This window comes from Vibrio sp. D401a, assembly GCF_030248515.1.
GTDB lineage: Bacteria > Pseudomonadota > Gammaproteobacteria > Enterobacterales > Vibrionaceae > Vibrio > Vibrio rotiferianus.
On record NZ_JAHGAI010000024.1, the window covers coordinates 62,685 to 80,787 of the forward strand.

At 41.6% G+C, this 18,103-nt stretch carries 20 protein-coding genes; 13 read left to right on the forward strand and 7 right to left on the reverse strand.

Translation table 11 applies throughout. From position 1 onward, the window contains the following. Positions 1-10 precede the first annotated feature (10 nt). Positions 11-496, reverse strand: a complete 486-nt coding sequence (gene napF / locus KIV41_RS11825) for a ferredoxin-type protein NapF (RefSeq protein ID WP_285336482.1) — start codon at positions 494-496, stop codon at positions 11-13. Positions 497-742: 246 nt separating this feature from the next. On the opposite strand from napF, the gene narQ reads away from it, so the two are divergent. The 5 genes from narQ (at position 743) to KIV41_RS11850 (ending at position 6,448) form a co-directional block, all read left to right on the forward strand. Next, positions 743-2,464, forward strand: coding sequence for a nitrate/nitrite two-component system sensor histidine kinase NarQ (gene narQ / locus KIV41_RS11830; RefSeq protein ID WP_010451323.1), 1,722 nt, complete (start codon positions 743-745; stop codon positions 2,462-2,464). A gap of 1 nt (position 2,465) precedes the next feature. Further along, complete coding sequence (locus tag KIV41_RS11835) at positions 2,466-3,098, forward strand: response regulator (RefSeq protein WP_010451324.1); 633 nt, start codon at positions 2,466-2,468, stop codon at positions 3,096-3,098. Between the two features lie 298 nt (positions 3,099-3,396). Further along, positions 3,397-4,401 (forward strand): response regulator, encoded by a 1,005-nt coding sequence (locus KIV41_RS11840; protein WP_010451325.1) that lies wholly within the window; start codon positions 3,397-3,399, stop codon positions 4,399-4,401. After that, the gene (locus KIV41_RS11845; protein WP_010451326.1) at positions 4,401-4,838 is read left to right on the forward strand and encodes a PAS domain-containing protein; all 438 of its coding nucleotides are present in this window, start codon (positions 4,401-4,403) and stop codon (positions 4,836-4,838) included. Before KIV41_RS11840 ends, KIV41_RS11845 begins: the two co-directional genes overlap by 1 nt. Positions 4,839-4,915: 77 nt before the next feature. Further along, on the forward strand, positions 4,916-6,448 hold the full coding sequence (locus KIV41_RS11850; RefSeq protein WP_285336587.1) for an NAD(P)H-hydrate dehydratase: 1,533 nt from the start codon (positions 4,916-4,918) through the stop codon (positions 6,446-6,448). Positions 6,449-6,542: 94 nt separating this feature from the next. On the opposite strand, the gene KIV41_RS11855 is transcribed toward KIV41_RS11850, so the two are convergent. Further along, positions 6,543-7,097 carry an outer membrane beta-barrel protein gene (locus KIV41_RS11855; protein WP_138955175.1) on the reverse strand — a complete coding sequence of 185 codons (555 nt, stop codon included), beginning with the start codon at positions 7,095-7,097 and terminating at the stop codon, positions 6,543-6,545. A gap of 531 nt (positions 7,098-7,628) precedes the next feature. Between KIV41_RS11855 and KIV41_RS11860 the strand changes: the two genes are divergently transcribed. Both KIV41_RS11860 and KIV41_RS11865 read left to right on the forward strand, forming a co-directional pair. Further along, positions 7,629-8,672 carry a GMP reductase gene (locus KIV41_RS11860; protein ID WP_010451329.1) on the forward strand — a complete coding sequence of 348 codons (1,044 nt, stop codon included), beginning with the start codon at positions 7,629-7,631 and terminating at the stop codon, positions 8,670-8,672. Positions 8,673-9,443: 771 nt separating this feature from the next. Continuing rightward, on the forward strand, positions 9,444-9,866 hold the full coding sequence (locus tag KIV41_RS11865) for a tetratricopeptide repeat protein (RefSeq protein WP_285336483.1): 423 nt from the start codon (positions 9,444-9,446) through the stop codon (positions 9,864-9,866). Between the two features lie 204 nt (positions 9,867-10,070). Here KIV41_RS11865 and KIV41_RS11870 read toward each other — a convergent pair whose 3' ends face one another. Beyond that, positions 10,071-10,469, reverse strand: coding sequence for a hypothetical protein (locus KIV41_RS11870; protein ID WP_252043025.1), 399 nt, complete (start codon positions 10,467-10,469; stop codon positions 10,071-10,073). Between the two features lie 609 nt (positions 10,470-11,078). Between KIV41_RS11870 and KIV41_RS11875 the strand changes: the two genes are divergently transcribed. The 4 genes from KIV41_RS11875 (at position 11,079) to KIV41_RS11890 (ending at position 13,388) form a co-directional block, all read left to right on the forward strand. Then, complete coding sequence (locus KIV41_RS11875) at positions 11,079-11,492, forward strand: RDD family protein (RefSeq protein WP_045386693.1); 414 nt, start codon at positions 11,079-11,081, stop codon at positions 11,490-11,492. A gap of 50 nt (positions 11,493-11,542) precedes the next feature. Beyond that, positions 11,543-12,196, forward strand: coding sequence for an HAD family phosphatase (locus tag KIV41_RS11880; protein ID WP_252043024.1), 654 nt, complete (start codon positions 11,543-11,545; stop codon positions 12,194-12,196). An 86-nt stretch (positions 12,197-12,282) separates the two neighbouring features. Next, positions 12,283-12,918, forward strand: coding sequence for a bifunctional 2-polyprenyl-6-hydroxyphenol methylase/3-demethylubiquinol 3-O-methyltransferase UbiG (locus tag KIV41_RS11885; protein WP_052447932.1), 636 nt, complete (start codon positions 12,283-12,285; stop codon positions 12,916-12,918). 101 nt (positions 12,919-13,019) lie between these two features. After that, the gene (locus KIV41_RS11890) at positions 13,020-13,388 is read left to right on the forward strand and encodes a hypothetical protein (RefSeq protein ID WP_252043023.1); all 369 of its coding nucleotides are present in this window, start codon (positions 13,020-13,022) and stop codon (positions 13,386-13,388) included. A 143-nt stretch (positions 13,389-13,531) separates the two neighbouring features. On the opposite strand, the gene KIV41_RS11895 is transcribed toward KIV41_RS11890, so the two are convergent. From KIV41_RS11895 to KIV41_RS11905, 3 genes are read right to left on the reverse strand one after another with little or no spacing between them, the layout of a single operon-like run. Further along, a complete protein-coding gene (locus tag KIV41_RS11895) occupies positions 13,532-14,116 on the reverse strand; it encodes a DUF1287 domain-containing protein (RefSeq protein ID WP_252043021.1) in 585 nt (194 codons plus the stop codon). Between the two features lie 28 nt (positions 14,117-14,144). After that, a complete protein-coding gene (locus KIV41_RS11900) occupies positions 14,145-14,927 on the reverse strand; it encodes a nucleotidyltransferase domain-containing protein (protein ID WP_252043020.1) in 783 nt (260 codons plus the stop codon). Positions 14,928-14,975: 48 nt separating this feature from the next. After that, positions 14,976-15,179 carry a DUF3955 domain-containing protein gene (locus tag KIV41_RS11905; RefSeq protein WP_171358345.1) on the reverse strand — a complete coding sequence of 68 codons (204 nt, stop codon included), beginning with the start codon at positions 15,177-15,179 and terminating at the stop codon, positions 14,976-14,978. 219 nt (positions 15,180-15,398) lie between these two features. On the opposite strand from KIV41_RS11905, the gene KIV41_RS11910 reads away from it, so the two are divergent. Both KIV41_RS11910 and KIV41_RS11915 read left to right on the forward strand, forming a co-directional pair. Then, positions 15,399-15,935, forward strand: a complete 537-nt coding sequence (locus tag KIV41_RS11910) for a prepilin-type N-terminal cleavage/methylation domain-containing protein (protein WP_171358344.1) — start codon at positions 15,399-15,401, stop codon at positions 15,933-15,935. A 173-nt stretch (positions 15,936-16,108) separates the two neighbouring features. Continuing rightward, a complete protein-coding gene (locus KIV41_RS11915) occupies positions 16,109-17,371 on the forward strand; it encodes an amidohydrolase family protein (RefSeq protein ID WP_285336488.1) in 1,263 nt (420 codons plus the stop codon). A 184-nt stretch (positions 17,372-17,555) separates the two neighbouring features. Here the strand turns inward: KIV41_RS11915 and KIV41_RS11920 are convergent, their stop codons facing one another. Next, the gene (locus KIV41_RS11920; RefSeq protein ID WP_252043018.1) at positions 17,556-17,942 is read right to left on the reverse strand and encodes a hypothetical protein; all 387 of its coding nucleotides are present in this window, start codon (positions 17,940-17,942) and stop codon (positions 17,556-17,558) included. Positions 17,943-18,103: the final 161 nt, after the last annotated feature.

Here is an 18,103-nt window from a genome sequence, read left to right on the forward strand (position 1 = left end):
TAAATAAGGGCTAGGCTGTTATATTGCTCACATTGATGGATGAAGTAGGGCAAACTGATACACAGGCGCCGCAGCCGTTACACTCATCAAGGTCTATATTTGGTTGTGCTACTTTGCCAATTTCCAATTGGAACTTAATTGCCATTGGGTCGCACATATCCCAACAGCTTCGGCATTCGACATTTTGCGTTGCTAAGCAGCTCTCGTTGATCGTTGCTTTTGCCTGCCATGGTTGCTCTTCTTCTGCTAAAAAAAGCGGCTCAGGACAAGCATCGGCGCATTGATAACAAAACGTGCACTCATCAATCGAAAAATCAACGGCAGGAAAACCGCCGTCACTTTTGGTAATAATCTTGGTTTCGCAAGCCTCGATACATTTACCGCAGCGAGTACAGTCATCGATGAACTGAGTTGGTTTTGCCAGCCAAGGAAGACGTACCGAATTATCCGGTTGCGTTTTTCTTGCAAAAAGTCTTCGTCTAGAAAGGTCTACCACTTAGTTACCTCAAAGTTAGAAACCCAAACTAAGCATAGTCCACAATTTCATTAATAAACTGTCATTTAAGTACACGAAATTGTAGTTTTTGACATATATCTATAAATACCTCTTAGGAGGTAATTGGGATGCAATGTTGTTTTGGATCAATAAATTCCAACGCAGGTGATCACATATTGATAAAGTTAAAAGATAATGCGTGTTACATAGTAAGAAATGCGGTTGTCGTATCAGCGGAGTTCAGAGTTGTTTAATAATGTGAAAAAGTCAGTAACACGTACCATCGCATCTGCCATGATGTTGATTTTGCTCCTCTCAGTGGCGACGACTGGCTTTGCTATTTTCACTCTTGCATCGAGCCTTAATGATGCAGAGGCCGTCAATGTGTCTGGTTCAATGCGCATGCAGAGCTATCGATTAGCTCACGATATTCAGAGTGAATCTGTAGACTATTCTTCACATATTGACTTATTTGAGCAGTCTATATACTCCCATTCGATGCTGGCACTGCAACATTGGTCTGTACCTGACGACATTACAAAAGATTACTACCGTTTGATCCTTCGCTGGCATGAACTGAAATCGGTGTTGAAGAGCCAAGATAGAGACCGATATTTGGTGTTGGTAGCGGGCTTTGTGAAGCAGATTGATGCGTTCGTTTTTAAGCTGCAGCATTATTCTGAGCAGAAACTGATCAACTTAGCGTGGATTGGTGGATTAGGGCTCGGAGGCATTTTGTTTGTTAGCATGTTTGTTGTGCATTTTGTCAGGCTTGAGGTGGTCAGGCCGTTACGTGCATTAGTATTTGCTAGTGAGCAGATTCAGAATCGTTCATTTAACGTGTCATTGAACGTTTCAAGTGATAACGAAATGGGTATCCTAACCCGAACCTTCAACAACATGGCGCACGATCTAGGCCAGTTGTATCGGGGATTAGAGCAAGCAGTTAATGAGAAAACTCGCAAATTGCAACATGCTAACCAGTCGTTACAAGTGCTTTATGATTCATCGAAGGAGTTGACCGCTTCGCGCATTCATCAAGAGAACTTTCAAGCAATCCTCCAACATATTGTAAGCTTGGAAGGTATTCGTGCTGTAAAGCTTGAAATCGACCAAATTGGCGAACCAAACTGGATACTGACGGAAGGTGAAGAGTGTCGTCATGATTGCGATAGTGAGTGTCATAGCAAAACACTGACTCTCGATGGCGAGCACCTTGGTTACTTGCACTGGAAAGCGGGCTTACCGTGTCCTAATGAGTCACTTATCGATAACTTTGTGCAGATCTTATCTCGTGCGGTATATTACAACCGCGCACAAAGGCAAGCCGAACAGTTATTGTTGATGGAAGAACGAGCCACCATTGCGCGTGAGTTGCATGATTCATTAGCTCAAGCTCTTTCTTATCTTAAGATCCAAGTCTCGCTATTAAAGCGAAGCGTAAAAGGACTACCGGATGAGGTGGCAGTTGCGCAAACTGCGCAAGTTATTGCCGAACTCGATACTGGGTTATCGGCAGCTTATACTCAATTACGAGAGCTTTTAACGACGTTTCGTCTCTCGATCAAAGAGGGCAGCTTTGGGCAAGCCCTACAAGAAATGGTGGCAACACTGGACGAGCAAACCACAGCGGTCATTTCATTGAATAACCAACTTTCGTCTACTGAGCTTGATGCGCACCAGCAAGTGCATCTACTACAGTTGATAAGAGAAGCGACAATCAACGCCATTAAGCATGCGCAAGCTGAGAACATTAACATTGAATGCCTTGAATCAGACGGTTTTGTCACCGTGAGAGTCGAAGATGATGGTGTTGGGTTTGATAGACAAGATGAAAAGTTAAATCACTACGGTATGAGTATCATGCAAGAGCGTGCAGCAAGGCTCCACGCAGATTTGAGTGTTGAGGCTCAACGCGACATGGGCTGTACCGTAACATTAGAATTCCAGCAGAGTAAGGAAGTATAAATTGACAGTGTGTAAAGTAATGCTGGTGGATGATCACCCACTGATGCGCCGTGGTATCCAACAGTTATTGAGTTTCGAACAAGAATTCGATGTAGTTTGTGAGGCAAGTAGCGGTGCAGATGCTATTGCACAAGCGCATGAGCATGAACTGGATTTAGTGCTACTCGATCTAAACATGAAAGGTATGTCGGGCTTAGACACACTAAAAGCATTACGTGCGGATGGTTGTGAAGCTCGTATTGTAATTTTGACGGTTTCTGATAGCCCAGCAGATATTGAAGCGATTGTTCGTAGTGGTGCTGATGGCTACCTTCTAAAAGATACGGAACCCGATGAGCTTGTTGAGTTGCTAAAAAGTGCACATCAAGGTGACAAAGCCTATAGCCAAGCCGTGGCTAACTATCTAAGTGAGCGTTCTGATCAAACGGATGTTTTCGATTCACTAACGGATCGTGAAACACAAATTCTGCAAGAAGTTGCGAGGGGTTTCCGCAATAAGCAGATTGCAGACCGACTGTTTATCTCGGAGTCTACGGTCAAAGTGCATATGAAGAGCCTTTTGAAAAAACTGCAGGTTCCATCGCGTACAGCCGCAACGGTTTTGTATCTGGAACGATACGGTGAGGTGAAATAAAAGGTCTCAGGGAATGAGCCGTTGAACTAAACAATTACACACTGCAAAGCTTCTCGTTCTCACTTAAAACCTTTGATTACTAATGCCTGCGCCTTTAAGCGTGGGCATTTTTGTTCGTGACATCTCTTTTTTAGGGCTCTTTCCAAGAGTTTACTTGGATTGGTGTTCACTCAACTATTCATCTTGCGTATGCTAGAAGCCATAATAATGAAAATAAACTTGTCAGTTTTCTCGTACTATATGCGGTAACAATCTGATAAACTTCTGATCAGGTTGTTGAATATTTGAAGGTGGTTGAATGTCTTTTCCTGTACTCATCTGTGATGACTCAGCGCTCGCGCGCAAACAGATGGCGAGGTCACTGCCTGCAACACTGAATGCAGATATCACTTTTGCCATTCACGGTAAAAACGCGCTAGAAGAGCTAGCGCAAAAAGAATTTAAGCTCATGTTTCTTGACCTCACCATGCCTGAGATGGATGGTTTTGAAACACTTGAAGAGATGCGTAGGCTGGGGAACACCACGCCTGTTGTTGTTGTATCGGGGGATATTCAGCCTAAAGCAAAAGAGCGCGTTTTTGCGCTTGGCGCTAAAGCATTTATTCAAAAGCCCATCGGTAAAGACGAGCTAAAAGCAACACTAAAAGAGTTGGTTGAGCCGCCGCAGGTTCCGCAAGTTGTTATGCCTAGCGTTGTTGAGCTGCCAATTTTGCGTAGACGCGATATCTACATGGAGGTGGCCAACGTCTCGATCGGTCGTGCAGCGGATGCTTTGGCTCGCCATTTCGACGTATTTGTTCATCTGCCTTTGCCAAACGTTAATATTTTTGAGCTCAGCGAGCTTCATATGGCGTTAAGAGATTTGGCTTCACATGATAATGTTTCAGGTGTTTGCCAAGGCTTTTGTGGAGAAGGGATCGCCGGAGAGGCCTTAGTTATCTTAAGCGATTCAAGTGTTTCTGATCTGAAGAAACTCATGAAGGTACCTGCTGATAGCGAAGAGCTTGAAGAGCTAGAGCTGCTAATGGATATCTCCAATATCTTAGTCGGGTCATTTTTGAATGGTTTAGGGGAACAAGCGGAAGTTCGTTTCTTCCAGAGCTCTCCTGTTCTTTTGGGTCAGCACATATCAATTGACTCGATTATCGAATCCACGACGGGCGCGTTCAGTAGAACTATGACCTTCGAGGTGAGTTACAATATTGATGGCACTTCAATTCGTTGTGATCTTTTGTTTATGTTTGTCGATGAGTCGCTTCCGCTTCTTGACAACAAACTGTCGTATTTGATGGAGGATTTCTGATGTTGAATCTGCCTGCAGAATTTGAACAGTTCCACTGGATGGTCGACATGGTTCAAAATGTCGACATGGGATTGGTGGTTTTGGACCGAGATTACAATGTTCAAGTGTGGAATGGCTTTATGACTCACCATAGTGGTCTTCAATCTCATGATGCAATTGGCCGCTCGATCTTTGATATTTTTCCAGAGATCCCTCAAGAATGGTTCAAGCTAAAAACGAAGCCGGTTTATGATCTAGGTTGCCGAAGCTTTATTACTTGGCGCCAGCGTCCATATCTTTTCCGTTGTCGTAACGTTCGTCCTGTTACACAACAAGCGGAGTTTATGTACCAGAATGTAACGCTTAACCCAATGCGAACCCCAACTGGGAAGATAAACTCATTATTCCTTTCTATTAATGATGCGACCGCAGAAGCGTTACTCGCTCAACCAAAATAAACACAGAGAAGCCGAGGTTAACCTCGGCTTTTTTGTATACCCTTATAGATAGGGCACACGGTATGCAGATTGATGATATGGACTTTAGTTTAGCGTTGAAACTCTACACCGCAGAGCAAGTGAAAAGCGGAGAGGTGGAGGCTGCTCGCTTGGCGGGCATCTCTATGTATAGCTTGATGCAACGTGCGGGGATGGCGGTATACGAACGCTTTCAAACTCTTTACCCTAGAGCGAAGAAAGTGGTTGTTTTGTGCGGAAAAGGCAATAACGGTGGTGATGGGTATGTCTTTGCGACGCTCGCACAACAAGCACAACTTGATGTTTCAGTCTTTCAAGCCGGAAAAGAAGAAGCACTCAAGGGGGACGCTAAACTCGCTTTCCAAGAATGGGCTCTTAATGATGGCAGGCATTCAGACTGGAATGATTGGGAGGAAGCCCTGTTTGAAGCGGATGTCATAATTGATGCCTTACTAGGCACTGGTCTAAGTGGGGACGTTAAGAAGCCGCTCAGTGAGTACATTGACCAGATCAACCGCATACGATGCCCTGTCATTTCTATTGATATTCCATCAGGTCTTTGTGCCAATACAGGTAATGTATTAGGCCATGCCATTAAAGCCGACCATACCGTTACATTTATCGGTGTTAAACAAGGACTCTGTACTGGACAAGCGCGCACGAACGTTGGGGAGCTTCATTTTGCTGGATTGGGTGTTGAGCGAGAGTTCCAGTCTACCACTGATGAAAGCGCTCTAGGCATTGATCAGAAAATAATTAGTCGGTTGTGGCCAGAAGCGAACCCAACGGCCCATAAAGGTGACAACGGTAAGTTATTGTGCGTGGGTGGTAACCAAGGTATGTCTGGAGCCATCCGATTATGTGCATCAGCGGCAACTCGTACAGGAGCAGGCTTAACGGCCGCCATAACCCATCCGAATTCTTTAATACCTTTACAGGTCGCCTCACCAGAAGTCATGAGCCAGAGTATTACTCTAGAGCAGCTCAAAGATACCGATAACGAACTAGTTAAACGAGCGGAGTGGGCTTACGCTTTGGTTTTGGGGCCTGGCTTAGGGATGGATTCTTGGTCAGACGGAGTGTATCAACTGCTCTCCGATGTAGAAAAAAGAAAGTTATTGGATGCCGACGGCCTGAATTTACTCGCAAAATGTAATGTAGGTGAGGTAACTCCAAGTAACCGTGATGATTTGAGGATCATTACTCCCCATCCAGGAGAAGCGGCAAGGTTGTTGAATTCAAACATAGAACAGGTTGAGAGTAACCGATTTCAAGCCGTGAGGGCGTTGCATGAGCAATATGGTGGCGTTATCGTTTTAAAAGGCGCAGGTACTTTAATATACGATGGAAGCAGAATGTACGTTTGTCTTGCAGGGAACGAGGGTATGGCCTGCGGCGGTGTTGGTGATGTTCTTTCCGGAATAATTGGTGGTCTATTGGCCAGAGGCTTATCTATCTCTATCGCGGCAAGGCTCGGCGTCGTCATTCATAGCTGTGCTGCTGATGAAAATGTGCGGAAGTTTGGTCGAGTTGGTTTGCTTGCCTCAGATATAGTTACTGACGTTAGAGGTACAATCAACAGCCACCTTTGATTCGTTCAAATCAAAAGGGAGTGATCAAGGCTTTGAGACTCCCTCTATTTGCGTCTTTATTCTCTTGACGTCGATCTCAGCTTTAAAGCCATTATCAAAATGTGTAGTTGCCACTAAGTGAAAATGAAGAGATGTCGATATCATCATTAGCTATTTGATAATTGTAATTCAGATTAACAGATAATCTTTTGCTCCAAGGAGATAGCATACCAACACCAACTTCAAAATATGGGCTAGTTGTCCTATCAGAGGTTTCTACAAACTTTAGTTGGTTATTATCCCAATAATCTTGCGTCACTTTTAAAGAACTCACACCACCTTTCGCTTGTACATTTAGTCTTCCGAAGTAGTGGATCAATTTAACACCTGCGCCAAAGCCATCTGCATCTGAAGTAAAGTCTGTATTATTTTGAGATACATCAGTGTTAAAGGAGCTTGCTCGGGTGTAGTTGATATCGAGTGCGACAAATGGTGTGAAAAAGTAATTATAGCCAGCTTGGGTATATAGACCGCTTTCACTGCTTCCATCTTTAGAGAAAGTTGAAATACCTGTATGCCCATATACTTCATGGCCGCTTTTTGCCAAAGCGTTTCCACTGGAAAGGGAAGTAATGATGACGGTAGTAAGGAGAAGAGATTTGTTTTTCATACGCTTTGCCAATGTTTTGATGTGAGTGGGTTGCGTTTGATTATATATAATTATGGTACGTTGTACTATTTGTTTTCGAGTTTTGCCACATGAGAAAATCTGATAGCGAAAAATATCTAACTTTTGAAGAAAAAATCAGGGCGCATTGGTGGAATTTAGTTACCGAACGCTCGATTTTGTGAGATAGGTAGAGCGAAAGTTGTACGATTAGAAAATCAAAAAATAGAAAATAAGCAAAGGTTTGCGCAAAGGATTACCTAAAGGTTGGTTTTAACTACTTGATATTGCTGATTAAGTTATGATTTGGAGGTTTTGGAGGGTGTTTTTGATATGCGATTTCCAAGATGGTATCACAAAAAAAATTCAAATATCAGACTTGTAGGAAATAAATCACGGCCTATAATGCTGAAAACCGGAGCGTCTGCCAACGCTCCGGTTTTTTTGTGTCCGAAGAACAGTGAACTCGTCTGCCAACGACTTCACTACGCACTCTGAGGTGACACATATACATATGAATCAAGGAATTACACAATGCGTATCGAACAAGAACTTAAGTTAGGTTTTAAAGATGTACTGTTTCGCCCGAAACGTTCTACCCTGAAAAGCCGTTCTCAAGTAAATTTAACCCGCGATTTTACATTCAAGCATAGTGGCCGTCAATGGTCAGGTGTGCCTGTAATCGCAGCTAACATGGATTCGGTTGGTAGCTTTGCCATGGCGAAGGCACTAGCAGAGCATGGTGTAATGACTGCTGTTCACAAACACTACACAGTGGAAGACTGGGCAGAGTTTGCAAAATCAGCAGACAAAACAACGCTAAACAACGTAATGGTGTCTACGGGTACATCGGACGCAGACTTCCAAAAAACTAAAGACATTATGGCTCTGTCAGATGAATTCATTTTCATCTGTATCGATATCGCGAATGGTTACTCAGAACATCTAGTTGATTATGTAGAGCGCGTTCGTGCTGAATTCCCAGACAAAGTTATCTCTGCTGGTAACGTCGTAACTGGTGATATGTGTGAAGAGCTGATTCTAGCAGGTGCAGACATCGTTAAGGTCGGTATCGGTCCTGGTTCTGTATGTACCACACGCGTTAAAACTGGTGTTGGTTACCCGCAACTTTCTGCAATTATTGAATGTGGCGATGCAGCTCACGGCCTTGGCGGTATGATCGTTGGCGACGGTGGCTGTTCATGTGCAGGTGATGTAGCGAAGGCATTCGGTGGCGGCGCTGATTTCGTAATGCTTGGCGGCATGCTCGCTGGTCATGAAGAGTCAGGCGGCGAAGTGATTGAGAAAGACGGTGAGAAGTTCATGAAGTTCTACGGCATGTCTTCTAAGAGCGCGATGGACAAGCACTCTGGTGGCGTAGCTGGCTACCGCGCAGCTGAAGGTAAAACCGTACTTCTACCTTACCGCGGCAGTGTTCACGGCACTATTCAAGACATCCTTGGCGGTGTTCGCTCAACATGTACATACGTAGGCGCAGCAAAGCTTAAAGAGCTAACCAAGCGTACTACGTTCATCCGCGTACAAGAGCAAGAGAACAACGTTTTCGGTAAAGAGTAATCTCAAGATTATTCGGAAAATACGAATTATAGAGAGCCGCTGATAGCGGCTCTTTTTTTGTCTAAAATTTGCCAAGTGGCGACAAAGTGGCGACAGAGAATTTATTTTTTGTGGCGGTAGAGTGGCGACAAACTACAGGTTAGTGATTGGGTTATGAATGATTGCTTCTGAAAGGTGACTCTATACTTAGCTTGTTCTTCAGTATGTAGCAGAAGGGCGTGTAGCACTCCGTAAACAGCTTGTTGCATAGTTATTAGTTTGAAACTGGATAACATGCTTAGATACAGAGTAGTTTTTAGGAAGCCCCGATACATCAAAGCCCGTTAGCAATTTTTTACACGTTAATTGAAAGCAATAGTAATGAAAGGCTTACATCTAATATATAAGAAATTACTTTATTGTTTTTTATCGCAAATAATAAGGATTATATTGATAAATGAATCCTTATCTGCGAAATTTAATTTTAATGGTGTGTAATTAAAAAGATTCCCTTTAAATTTTTTATAACTCATTGGACACACGTTCGGTTATGCATATAAATTTTTTAATTGACAGGAATGTTGATAATAAATTTATGTTTTTAACATGCGTAACTTAATTAAATGAATGGATTTCTTCATGTGAGAGATTTTTATGTCTATAGAAATAACATTAATGATTATGACAATGGCAGCACCTTCAATGTCAGTTTGTTCCTTGGGCTGGAAAGAGGAGCCTTTTTCTTTAATGTAAGGTGCAGCAGAGGAGGGAAGTGAAGTTGCTCAGGTTCATATGGGATTGATGTATGGTATAGGTCAAGACGACAACAAAGCCGTTTATTGGTATGAAAAATCAGCCAAGCAAGGACATATTGACGGACAGTTTTACCTTGGTTGGATATACGATGAAGGTTTAGATGTGGAGATAGACGATGAACAGCCTATGTACTGTTATCAACAATCCCCAAAACAGGAGCATGCAAAAGCTCAAAATAATCTAGGAAATATGTACCATACAGGGAAAGCTGTGGATAAAAATGACAGAAAAGCTATTCATTTATATGAGCAAGCAGCCCCAAAAGGTATTTTGGAATCCCAATACAACGTTGGTTTACTGTATTTTCTTGGACGTGGGTTGCTAAAGATAATCTTCAAGCGTACGTATGGATGTTTGTATCGCGGGCTAATGGCTATCATGACAATAACAGAATGCTAGAAAAATTTGTTAAAACGCTTACCAATGATGAACAAAATAAAGTTCAAGATATGAGCAAGTTCTATTTGGAATATATCAGTCAAAATTGTAGTAGCTGATAATTTAACTAGCATTGCTAGTGAAATCAGTGCATAACATAGTTAGATGGTATAGATGGCTTTGGTTTTTAGGGAAAGGAAAATAAAAGCGGCTTTAGCCGCTTTTTTAAAATGGCTTTCCACCGTTTACAGCGACCTTATTATCATAAACAATATTACTTGTATACATAATTAGCGCTACTTCATCGTCACCCGATTGGTTTTCCCAAGAGACTGTTCCAAATCCCCATTCAGCTCGATTTGATCTTGGAGCCTTAATTGAAAATTTGTTTGTGGCTTTTGGATCGACAATAAAACTTTCTTTGTATCCCCAATCTAAGAGGTTGATAACATTTCCATCTCGATCGTACAATTTTAAATTAACACTGATGGGGTTATTAGTGATGTTTGTGACATAGAAGAAAGCTGCGTGATTACTTTCCCAAGTTGGGATAATTGTTTTACCACTTCCAGAAAAAGCAGTTTGCGAAAAAAAGAGTGTTAAAGCCAAGAAAAAATACTTCATATTCAACCTTTAGATATTATTGGAAAGGAAGTCGACACTAGCAATTTGGAAAGGCTTATTCATGTTTGATATCTCAATTTTATTCTAAGATACTGACTGAAATGTATTTAATTGAATTTAAGTATGAAAAATGGAAGTAGAATACCAGTAGCCCATTTCAGATTTTCTTGACCTGCATGCAATGGTTTGTTGTATAAAATTTATTCAGATCACCTTGCTTAGTGACGTTGAGTTTCAATTAAGTACACATAAGTATGTACTGAGAGAAGTAAAGTTCAGTTAAGCTAAGCTATGGATAAGTCTCCTCTCAAAACTCTAGAAGCACGTGTAAAAACTTAGAACTCACTCTCCATGTCTTTTAATACAATATTGCAACTTAATTTTACGTCGCTAAGTTTAGCTTGTAGTGGTGATTTTTGTTGATATTTTAGTTACAGGCTTTAATGTTTTTGGGTAAATTGACGAGTTATAGGTAATAGTTAAAAAGCGTTTAATTGATATTTAGTTTGCGTGATATCTTTAGTTCGAAATTAGACGGTGGCGTACGCCCTCCCTTGACGAGGAATAAGGCAATATATTCAACATCTAAAACACTAAGAGAGAATCAAAATGGAAATTGATAGAGGTTCAATTATTGAGTCGCACAGGCTTGCTAGTCCAGGTCTACGTTACTTAGGACAACTCATCGACGGCGTAATTAGCATTTCAATGTTCATTTTTTCGCTTTGGGCTGCCAATTTAATTGGCTTATCCCAAGAAATCGCAAGTTTAATTGCCTTTTTCGGAGCAGCGATATACTTCCTGCTTTCTGATGGCTTAGCACAAGGACAAAGTTTCGGTAAGAAGCTATTAGGTATATCAGTCATTGATTCGGTTACAGGGAAAAGTTGCAGCTTCCCACAGTCATTTTTCCGCAATGTGCTTACGCCACTTATCGGCATGTTTGATGCAGTATTCATTCTTGGTAAAAGAAGACAAAGGCTAGGCGACAAGTTGGCAAACACAATCGTTATAGTCAGGTAGTCGATAAACAGCTCTAGGTATCCTGTGTATATAAAACTATAGATTTTTTCGTGGAGAGTATTTTGAAAGATTATCAAGTGTATCTATTTGATATGGATGGGACGTTAGTGAATTCGGAGCCGCTAAAAGGGAAGGCGCTGGCGTTAGCGTGCGCAGATTATGGCTCAGAGGTTGATTTTAACATTTATAAGGATGTGATGGGTGAAAGCTGGTCAGTAGTGACAGGACATTTCTTTGAAGCGGCATCGATTTATCCGATGTTAGAAGAGTTTAATTCCCATTTTCGCACTCACTACGAGCGTCTTTTATCAGATAACTTAGAGTTAAATACAGGCGCAAAAGAGTATATTGAACAATTAAACAAGACAGGGAAAACATGTGGTGTTGTTAGCTCAGCGGCAACATGGATGGTGGACAACATCCTCGAGACGTTAAATCTTACAGAAGCTTTCGAAATTGTCATTACTCAAGAGCATGTGACCAAGCATAAACCCGATCCTGAAGCTTATAATTTAGCTTTGTCACAGCTAAATGCCTCTCCAGAGAGCACGTTGATTTTTGAAGACTCGACTGCTGGGGTTTTGGCCGGTAAATCAAGCGGTTGTGAAGTTGTCGTGATTAAGCATGAGTTTAATGGCAAAAATGACATGAGTGCAGCTTCTAAAGTAATTGAAGCCTACGATGAAATGTTAGTACAGCAATAAACTTGAGAGTGATTCACAACGCTCGGCATTTTATTCTCAATATCCAAATATTGATGCGTGAGTTTGTTTCGGTACAAGGAGGGAGTTTGAATCAAGAAGCATACTGGGATGAACAGTTTAAAGAAAGTGCTTGTATTTGGGGAAATAGACCAAGTATTACCGCTGATATAGCTTTATCTCATTTCAAAGAAAACCAAGTGCATAGCATCTTAATTCCCGGTGTGGGGTATGGTAGAAATAGTAAGCTGTTTACTTCTAATGGATTCGATGTAACCGGCGTAGAGATATCATCAACGGCTTGTAACTTAGCCCGTAATTATGACCCACGAATAAATTTATTTCATGGTTCGATTTTTGATGTAGAGCTACCAGAAGAAAAATATGACGCCATTTTTTGCTTTGATGTACTTCATTTGTTTCTAGAGAAAGAACGCAGCAGATTCATCGATAAATGCAGTCGCTTTGTAAGACCGAATGGCTTTATGTTCTTTACCGCGCTTTCAGAAAATGATGATTACTTTGGGTGTGGGACAGAAGTAGAAGCAGCTACTTTTGAGGTGAAAGCTGGAAAGTACATACATTTTTTCACCGAACCGGATCTAACGAATAGTTTCCGGCAGTTTACGAAACTTGAAGGTGGTCAAGTCATCGACAGTGTCAGTCATGCTAAGCACGGACAAAAAGCATATGAAGTCAGATATATTTTCGTTCAGAAGTGTTAGCAGGAATCGCATGGTGCTCAGAGGTAGGTGATGGACACGACGATGAATCAGCGTAATAGTGTAAATTGGTACCACTTTGGCTGTTTAACAAGGCGCTATGTATGCTTGATATAAATCTGGGAACGATAATGAACAACTTGTTTACCTATATATTGGCGATGAATGAAGGCTCCGACTGTTTGACGTTCACAGAGGAGACAAATAGAGCCCAAACATTGGAAGAAGACGGCATTATTACCGAAAGCAGTGAGTTAACCGCAAAGTTTATCAACGGTGTTACGATAAGAAAGTTAACTGAACTCGAATCATCAGCTCACTTCTCGGAGGTCGTTTGTGAGGAGTGCTGGATTTCATATGAGGTGATAGAACAACCTAACACTATAAATATTAAACCGAATAAAAAGAACTTTACGAATAAGTGCCAAGAGGCGTTTTGGCTAAAAATCAAGAAGGTACAATCAGGTGTATAGCAATCGCATAAGAATGTTTGGCGACACATGATATTTTATGGTGTTTACGCACAGAGTGGAAATAGGGTGCTCTATCTTACCAACTTGGCTTAGCTTCTGACCTAGGGCCACCAAACACAATACTGTACGCATTCATACTGACACTATGGCTGAAATCGATAATGCCCAGTTATTTTATAGTCAAACAGCATATCTTCAATGACGGTTCCTGCGCCTATATTGTGCACAATTAGTGGGCGCTTTTCTCCATCTGAGTACTTGTCAATCACAATGCCAATATGTGGAAGGTTTCCTGGTAGCATCCACGTAACTATATCCCCAGCTTGGTAAGAAGATGGATTTGAAGATACTGGCAGAGAGGTGCCGTGGCGAGAGAAAAAAGTTTGAAGGTTGGGGACTCTTCTATGGTCAATGTTTCTATCAGTGGTACTAAGCCCCCAGATACGTTTTGAGGGGTATTTATTAAAGTTATCGCGCATATCTTCGTGTACTAAAACTTGAAGATCGATGCCGAGTTTGCGATAACTGCGAATAATCACGTCCGTGCAGACTCCAATCCCTTCAGGAACGTCTCCGTTTGGATAGTTTATACCGTAGTATGAGCCATCATATTGAACATCAAAGGTTGTCCTTTCTTTCGCAGCTTCAGTAAGGAGCTCAGAGAAAGACGCTTCTGCAAGGGCATCCGATGACAACGCCATCGCGATCAATAAAAGAGAGAGTTGCACGAAACCTCCTTGTTTCATGTTTGCTTAGCTACTGGCTCGAATATAACGAAACGCCATTTAGCTTTTGTGCGAGCTTAGTACCAAATGTTTGATATACCTTAATGGCTAAGGTGGAATCGGTGGTTTCATCAATAGCTAAATGAAGTGCGTCATGAATCGCTTGTTTATCGTCAGGATAGAATTTTAAGAGACTTTCTGAGCACTTATCGAGATCCGTGTACCAGCTGTCGTCTTCATGTGCGATGAGATAATAAGCGGTTCGTAATATCTTCTTTGCCATCGATTTACTTTTGATCGCTTCCGTCAAACTTTGGTTATCTTTAATAGCGATGATGAAAGCTGCCAGATCATGATTGAGTTCGTGTGCAATTTTGATATTTGGCTTATGTTTGCAAAAGCCTACGGACAAATCTTCTCCCCAAATGCAACAGCAAGAATGCTTCAACCAAAACTGCCATCGATACTTCTCTCTTGGGTTAAGAACTTCTTCAACATGGCCTGAGTCAAAGTCAATCTTACTGACGATAGGAAATTGCAGCTGAAGATCGAGAGATAGCTGGGCAAGGTACTTGGTATCTGCGTCGTTGATTGGTTCATTAAAGACCAAAGACAGATCTAAGTCTGATAGAAAAGGTATAGCACTGCCTTTTGCGATACTGCCATACAAGTAAACGCTATGAAGCGTGCCACTGAGGCTTGATTGCAATGATTGCAGGGTTGTTTCAATGAGGTGAGTAAACTCAGGTTGAATACGATCTTGTGAGCACGGGTTGATGATGTAGCCTTGATGATCTAATCCGTTATTTTTCAAATATCCATCTCCATATGCGGCCACGCGCTTGTTCGTTATGGGTTTAAACTATCTTTTATTTCGCCAGTAAGTTACGAGAAAGGCGATAGCCGATAGCAACAGGAAAAACCAAGAAAGAGGTATGAAACCAAAAGCCTCAACTAGAAAACCGTTCTCATCTATATATGACGGAGCAGCACGGTAGAGTAGAACACATAAGCCACTAATTAGAACAAAGGTGATACTTAACCAATAGTTTTTTAGATAGTGCATTCTTCACCTTACTTTAAATTTATTACTAATCTAATTAGATGCTACCTACACTATCAAATCTATTTGATGGCGTCGAAATTTAAAGGTGCTTGTTATAAGTGAAATGTTAATTTTCGTTATTGTATTTTTTATCAATTGTCGTGAGCAAGGTTTGATTTTTAGTGCGATGTGATTTCTATCATGTTAAAAAATGCAAGAATGGAATAACAAAAAACAATAATGGGTAAACACACGATGAAAGTGAAAGGTTTCACGTTAATTGAGCTTGTTGTCGTCATCGTAGTACTTGGCATACTTGCGGTGGTCGCGGCACCTAGGTTTTTAGGTGTTACTACAGACGCACATGTCGCATCTGTCCAAAGAAGCGGTGCATCTTTTAAAACGGCGATTAGCCTTGCACACTCTAAAGCGATGGCTATGAATGGTGGTGGTCCGGCGGATAATCTTCAAATCTACGGTGATGGGCCTGAAGATCAACTAGATATCAACCAGTGGGGATTTCCTGCTCAGCAATACCCTCCTTATGAGGAGTTTCCAACGTTAAATAATAGTGCTGACTGTATTTCAGTATGGAATGTTCTCTTTGTTGAACCACCAACAATTTCGACATCCAGCGATGTAAATCGGTCCGAATATCAAGCGAACTATATTAACCCTGGTCAATGCCGTTACAACTATAATACTCTGCCGGAGTTATCCATCTTTTATAACTCGCAAACTGGCGATGTCATTATTGATGACGACCCAGATTCATAACTGGTAAAGAGCCGCATTATGCGGCTCTTTTTCTATCGTTAATCATAACCGCTCAATCATCAAACTTTACTCTAGTTAGCGATGTAATACTCTGTCGTGAAATGGCAATTATATCTTCGAGCAGCTCGATATGATGCACCTGTATTGAGACAACTGACTTGGAGATAGAAACCATGAGTATCGTAATTAAAAATGCAAACGTGTTTAACGGTGTGGATGAGCAACTTCAAAAGAACGTAGACATTCTAATTGAAAATAATCTAATCACACAAATCGGGAAAGTGGATGACTCGAAGGCTGAGAAAATCATTGATGCCGAAGGTAAAACGGTCATGCCTGGCTTAATTGATGCTCATGTGCATATCACGCTATCAGCGCCATTCAATGTGATTGATACCATGACACGTGAAGAAGTGGCGATTCGCTCAGCGAAAATCTCTGAAGAAATGTTAATGCGTGGTTTTACTACGATTCGAGATGTTGCTGGTAACACCCTTGGTTTGAAGAAAAGCATCGATAATGGCTATGCAAAAGGTCCTCGCATTTTGCCATCAATGGCGGCAATTTCTCAAACTAGTGGTCATTCAGATTACCGTCAAAATCAAGCTCAAGAACGTTTAGCAAACGGGCATGAAGATTCGCCAATGATGAAGTTAGGGGCGATGAAAGTAGCTGATGGCCGAGCGGAGGTGCTCAAAGCGGTTCGTGAACAGTTATTCGTGGGTGCATCTCAGATCAAAATCATGGCTGGCGGCGGTGCATCTTCAACGTTTGATCCACTAGACACGCTGCAATACACACTGGATGAAATGAAAGCCGCTGTTGAAGCTGCTAGTGATTACGGTACGTATGTCGCTGCTCATATTCATACCGCAGATGCAATGCGAAGAGCGGCAGAGGCGGGTGTGATGTCTTTCGAGCATGCAACTATCATGGATGATGATATTGCTCAAACGATTAAAGAGAAAGGCATTTGGGTTATTCCATCTTACTTTACTTCATCTTTGATTGCCGAGCGTAAGATTCCGCTACCAAACGAAGAGACTTATCGCAAAACTGAACGAGTAGGCAAAGCAATGTTTAAATCTGCAGAGCTTATCAAAAAGTACGATATTCAAAACCTTGCGTTTGGTACCGACTGTGTAGGTGAAACCAACGTCCATGCAACGCAATTAAATGAGTTTGGTGCGATTGAAAAAACGTTCGATACCATTACAGCGCTTCGCATGGCAACGTCAAACTGTGGACGCCTATTTGAAATGTCGACATACCAACACCCGTACCAAGAAGGAAAACTGGGACAAATCGCTGAGGGTGCTTATGCAGACTTATTGATCATTGATGGTAACCCCCTTGACGGCGTCGAGTGTGTCGCAAATACAGAGACACAGAAGCTAATCATGAAAGACGGTGTTGTATACAAAAACACTTTATAAATAAGTTGTATTAGTTCCGACTAGATCTGACACTTCAATTTGAAAAGAAGAGAGTTACCCACTTTGATTAAAGGTGCTGAATCCGTAATCAAAGACAATAAGAGGTAGCTCTCATGCTTCATGCTAGCAACCCAATCATCAAACACGCCTTAAGATACTAACAAGCGGCGCTAATCTTCTAATTTCAGCGATTACTTTTGCTGCGTTCATTGCTGGCTTCCTTATATAGAACTGTGAAAATAAAGGTGTTAAGAATTAGGTCGAAAACGAAAGTAGACATTAGGGCGCTTTGGTTCTGGTCTGAATACTTGAAGCATGGATATAGGTAAACAGCAAATACGAACACGATAGAAGAGTAGGCAAGAAATAAAAGCTGCTTTCGAGTAAATAGAGTGACGCCCTTAAAGATGCCAAACATAGCCACCAGCACAAAATACCCGATAAAGAAACTGATAGCGTTAAGCCCTTTCTCAATAAAGTCACCAACGTACTGATAACCGCTTGCTGCAGATAGTGATATCGTAATAAATAAGAATATGATTATTGAAAGGTTTTTATTGGTTTTATCCATGTCGCCTCCTAAAAAAACGACTATAACACGAGGAAAGTGGAGGCAAAAAATTGCTCGATTTTAATCGAGTTAAGCAAGATGTTGCTTGAGCGTAGCTACGGAACTGACATCCACCCCCCTAGCTTCGCTTATTGTATAGAGAAAACCCCCAGCTAGGCTGG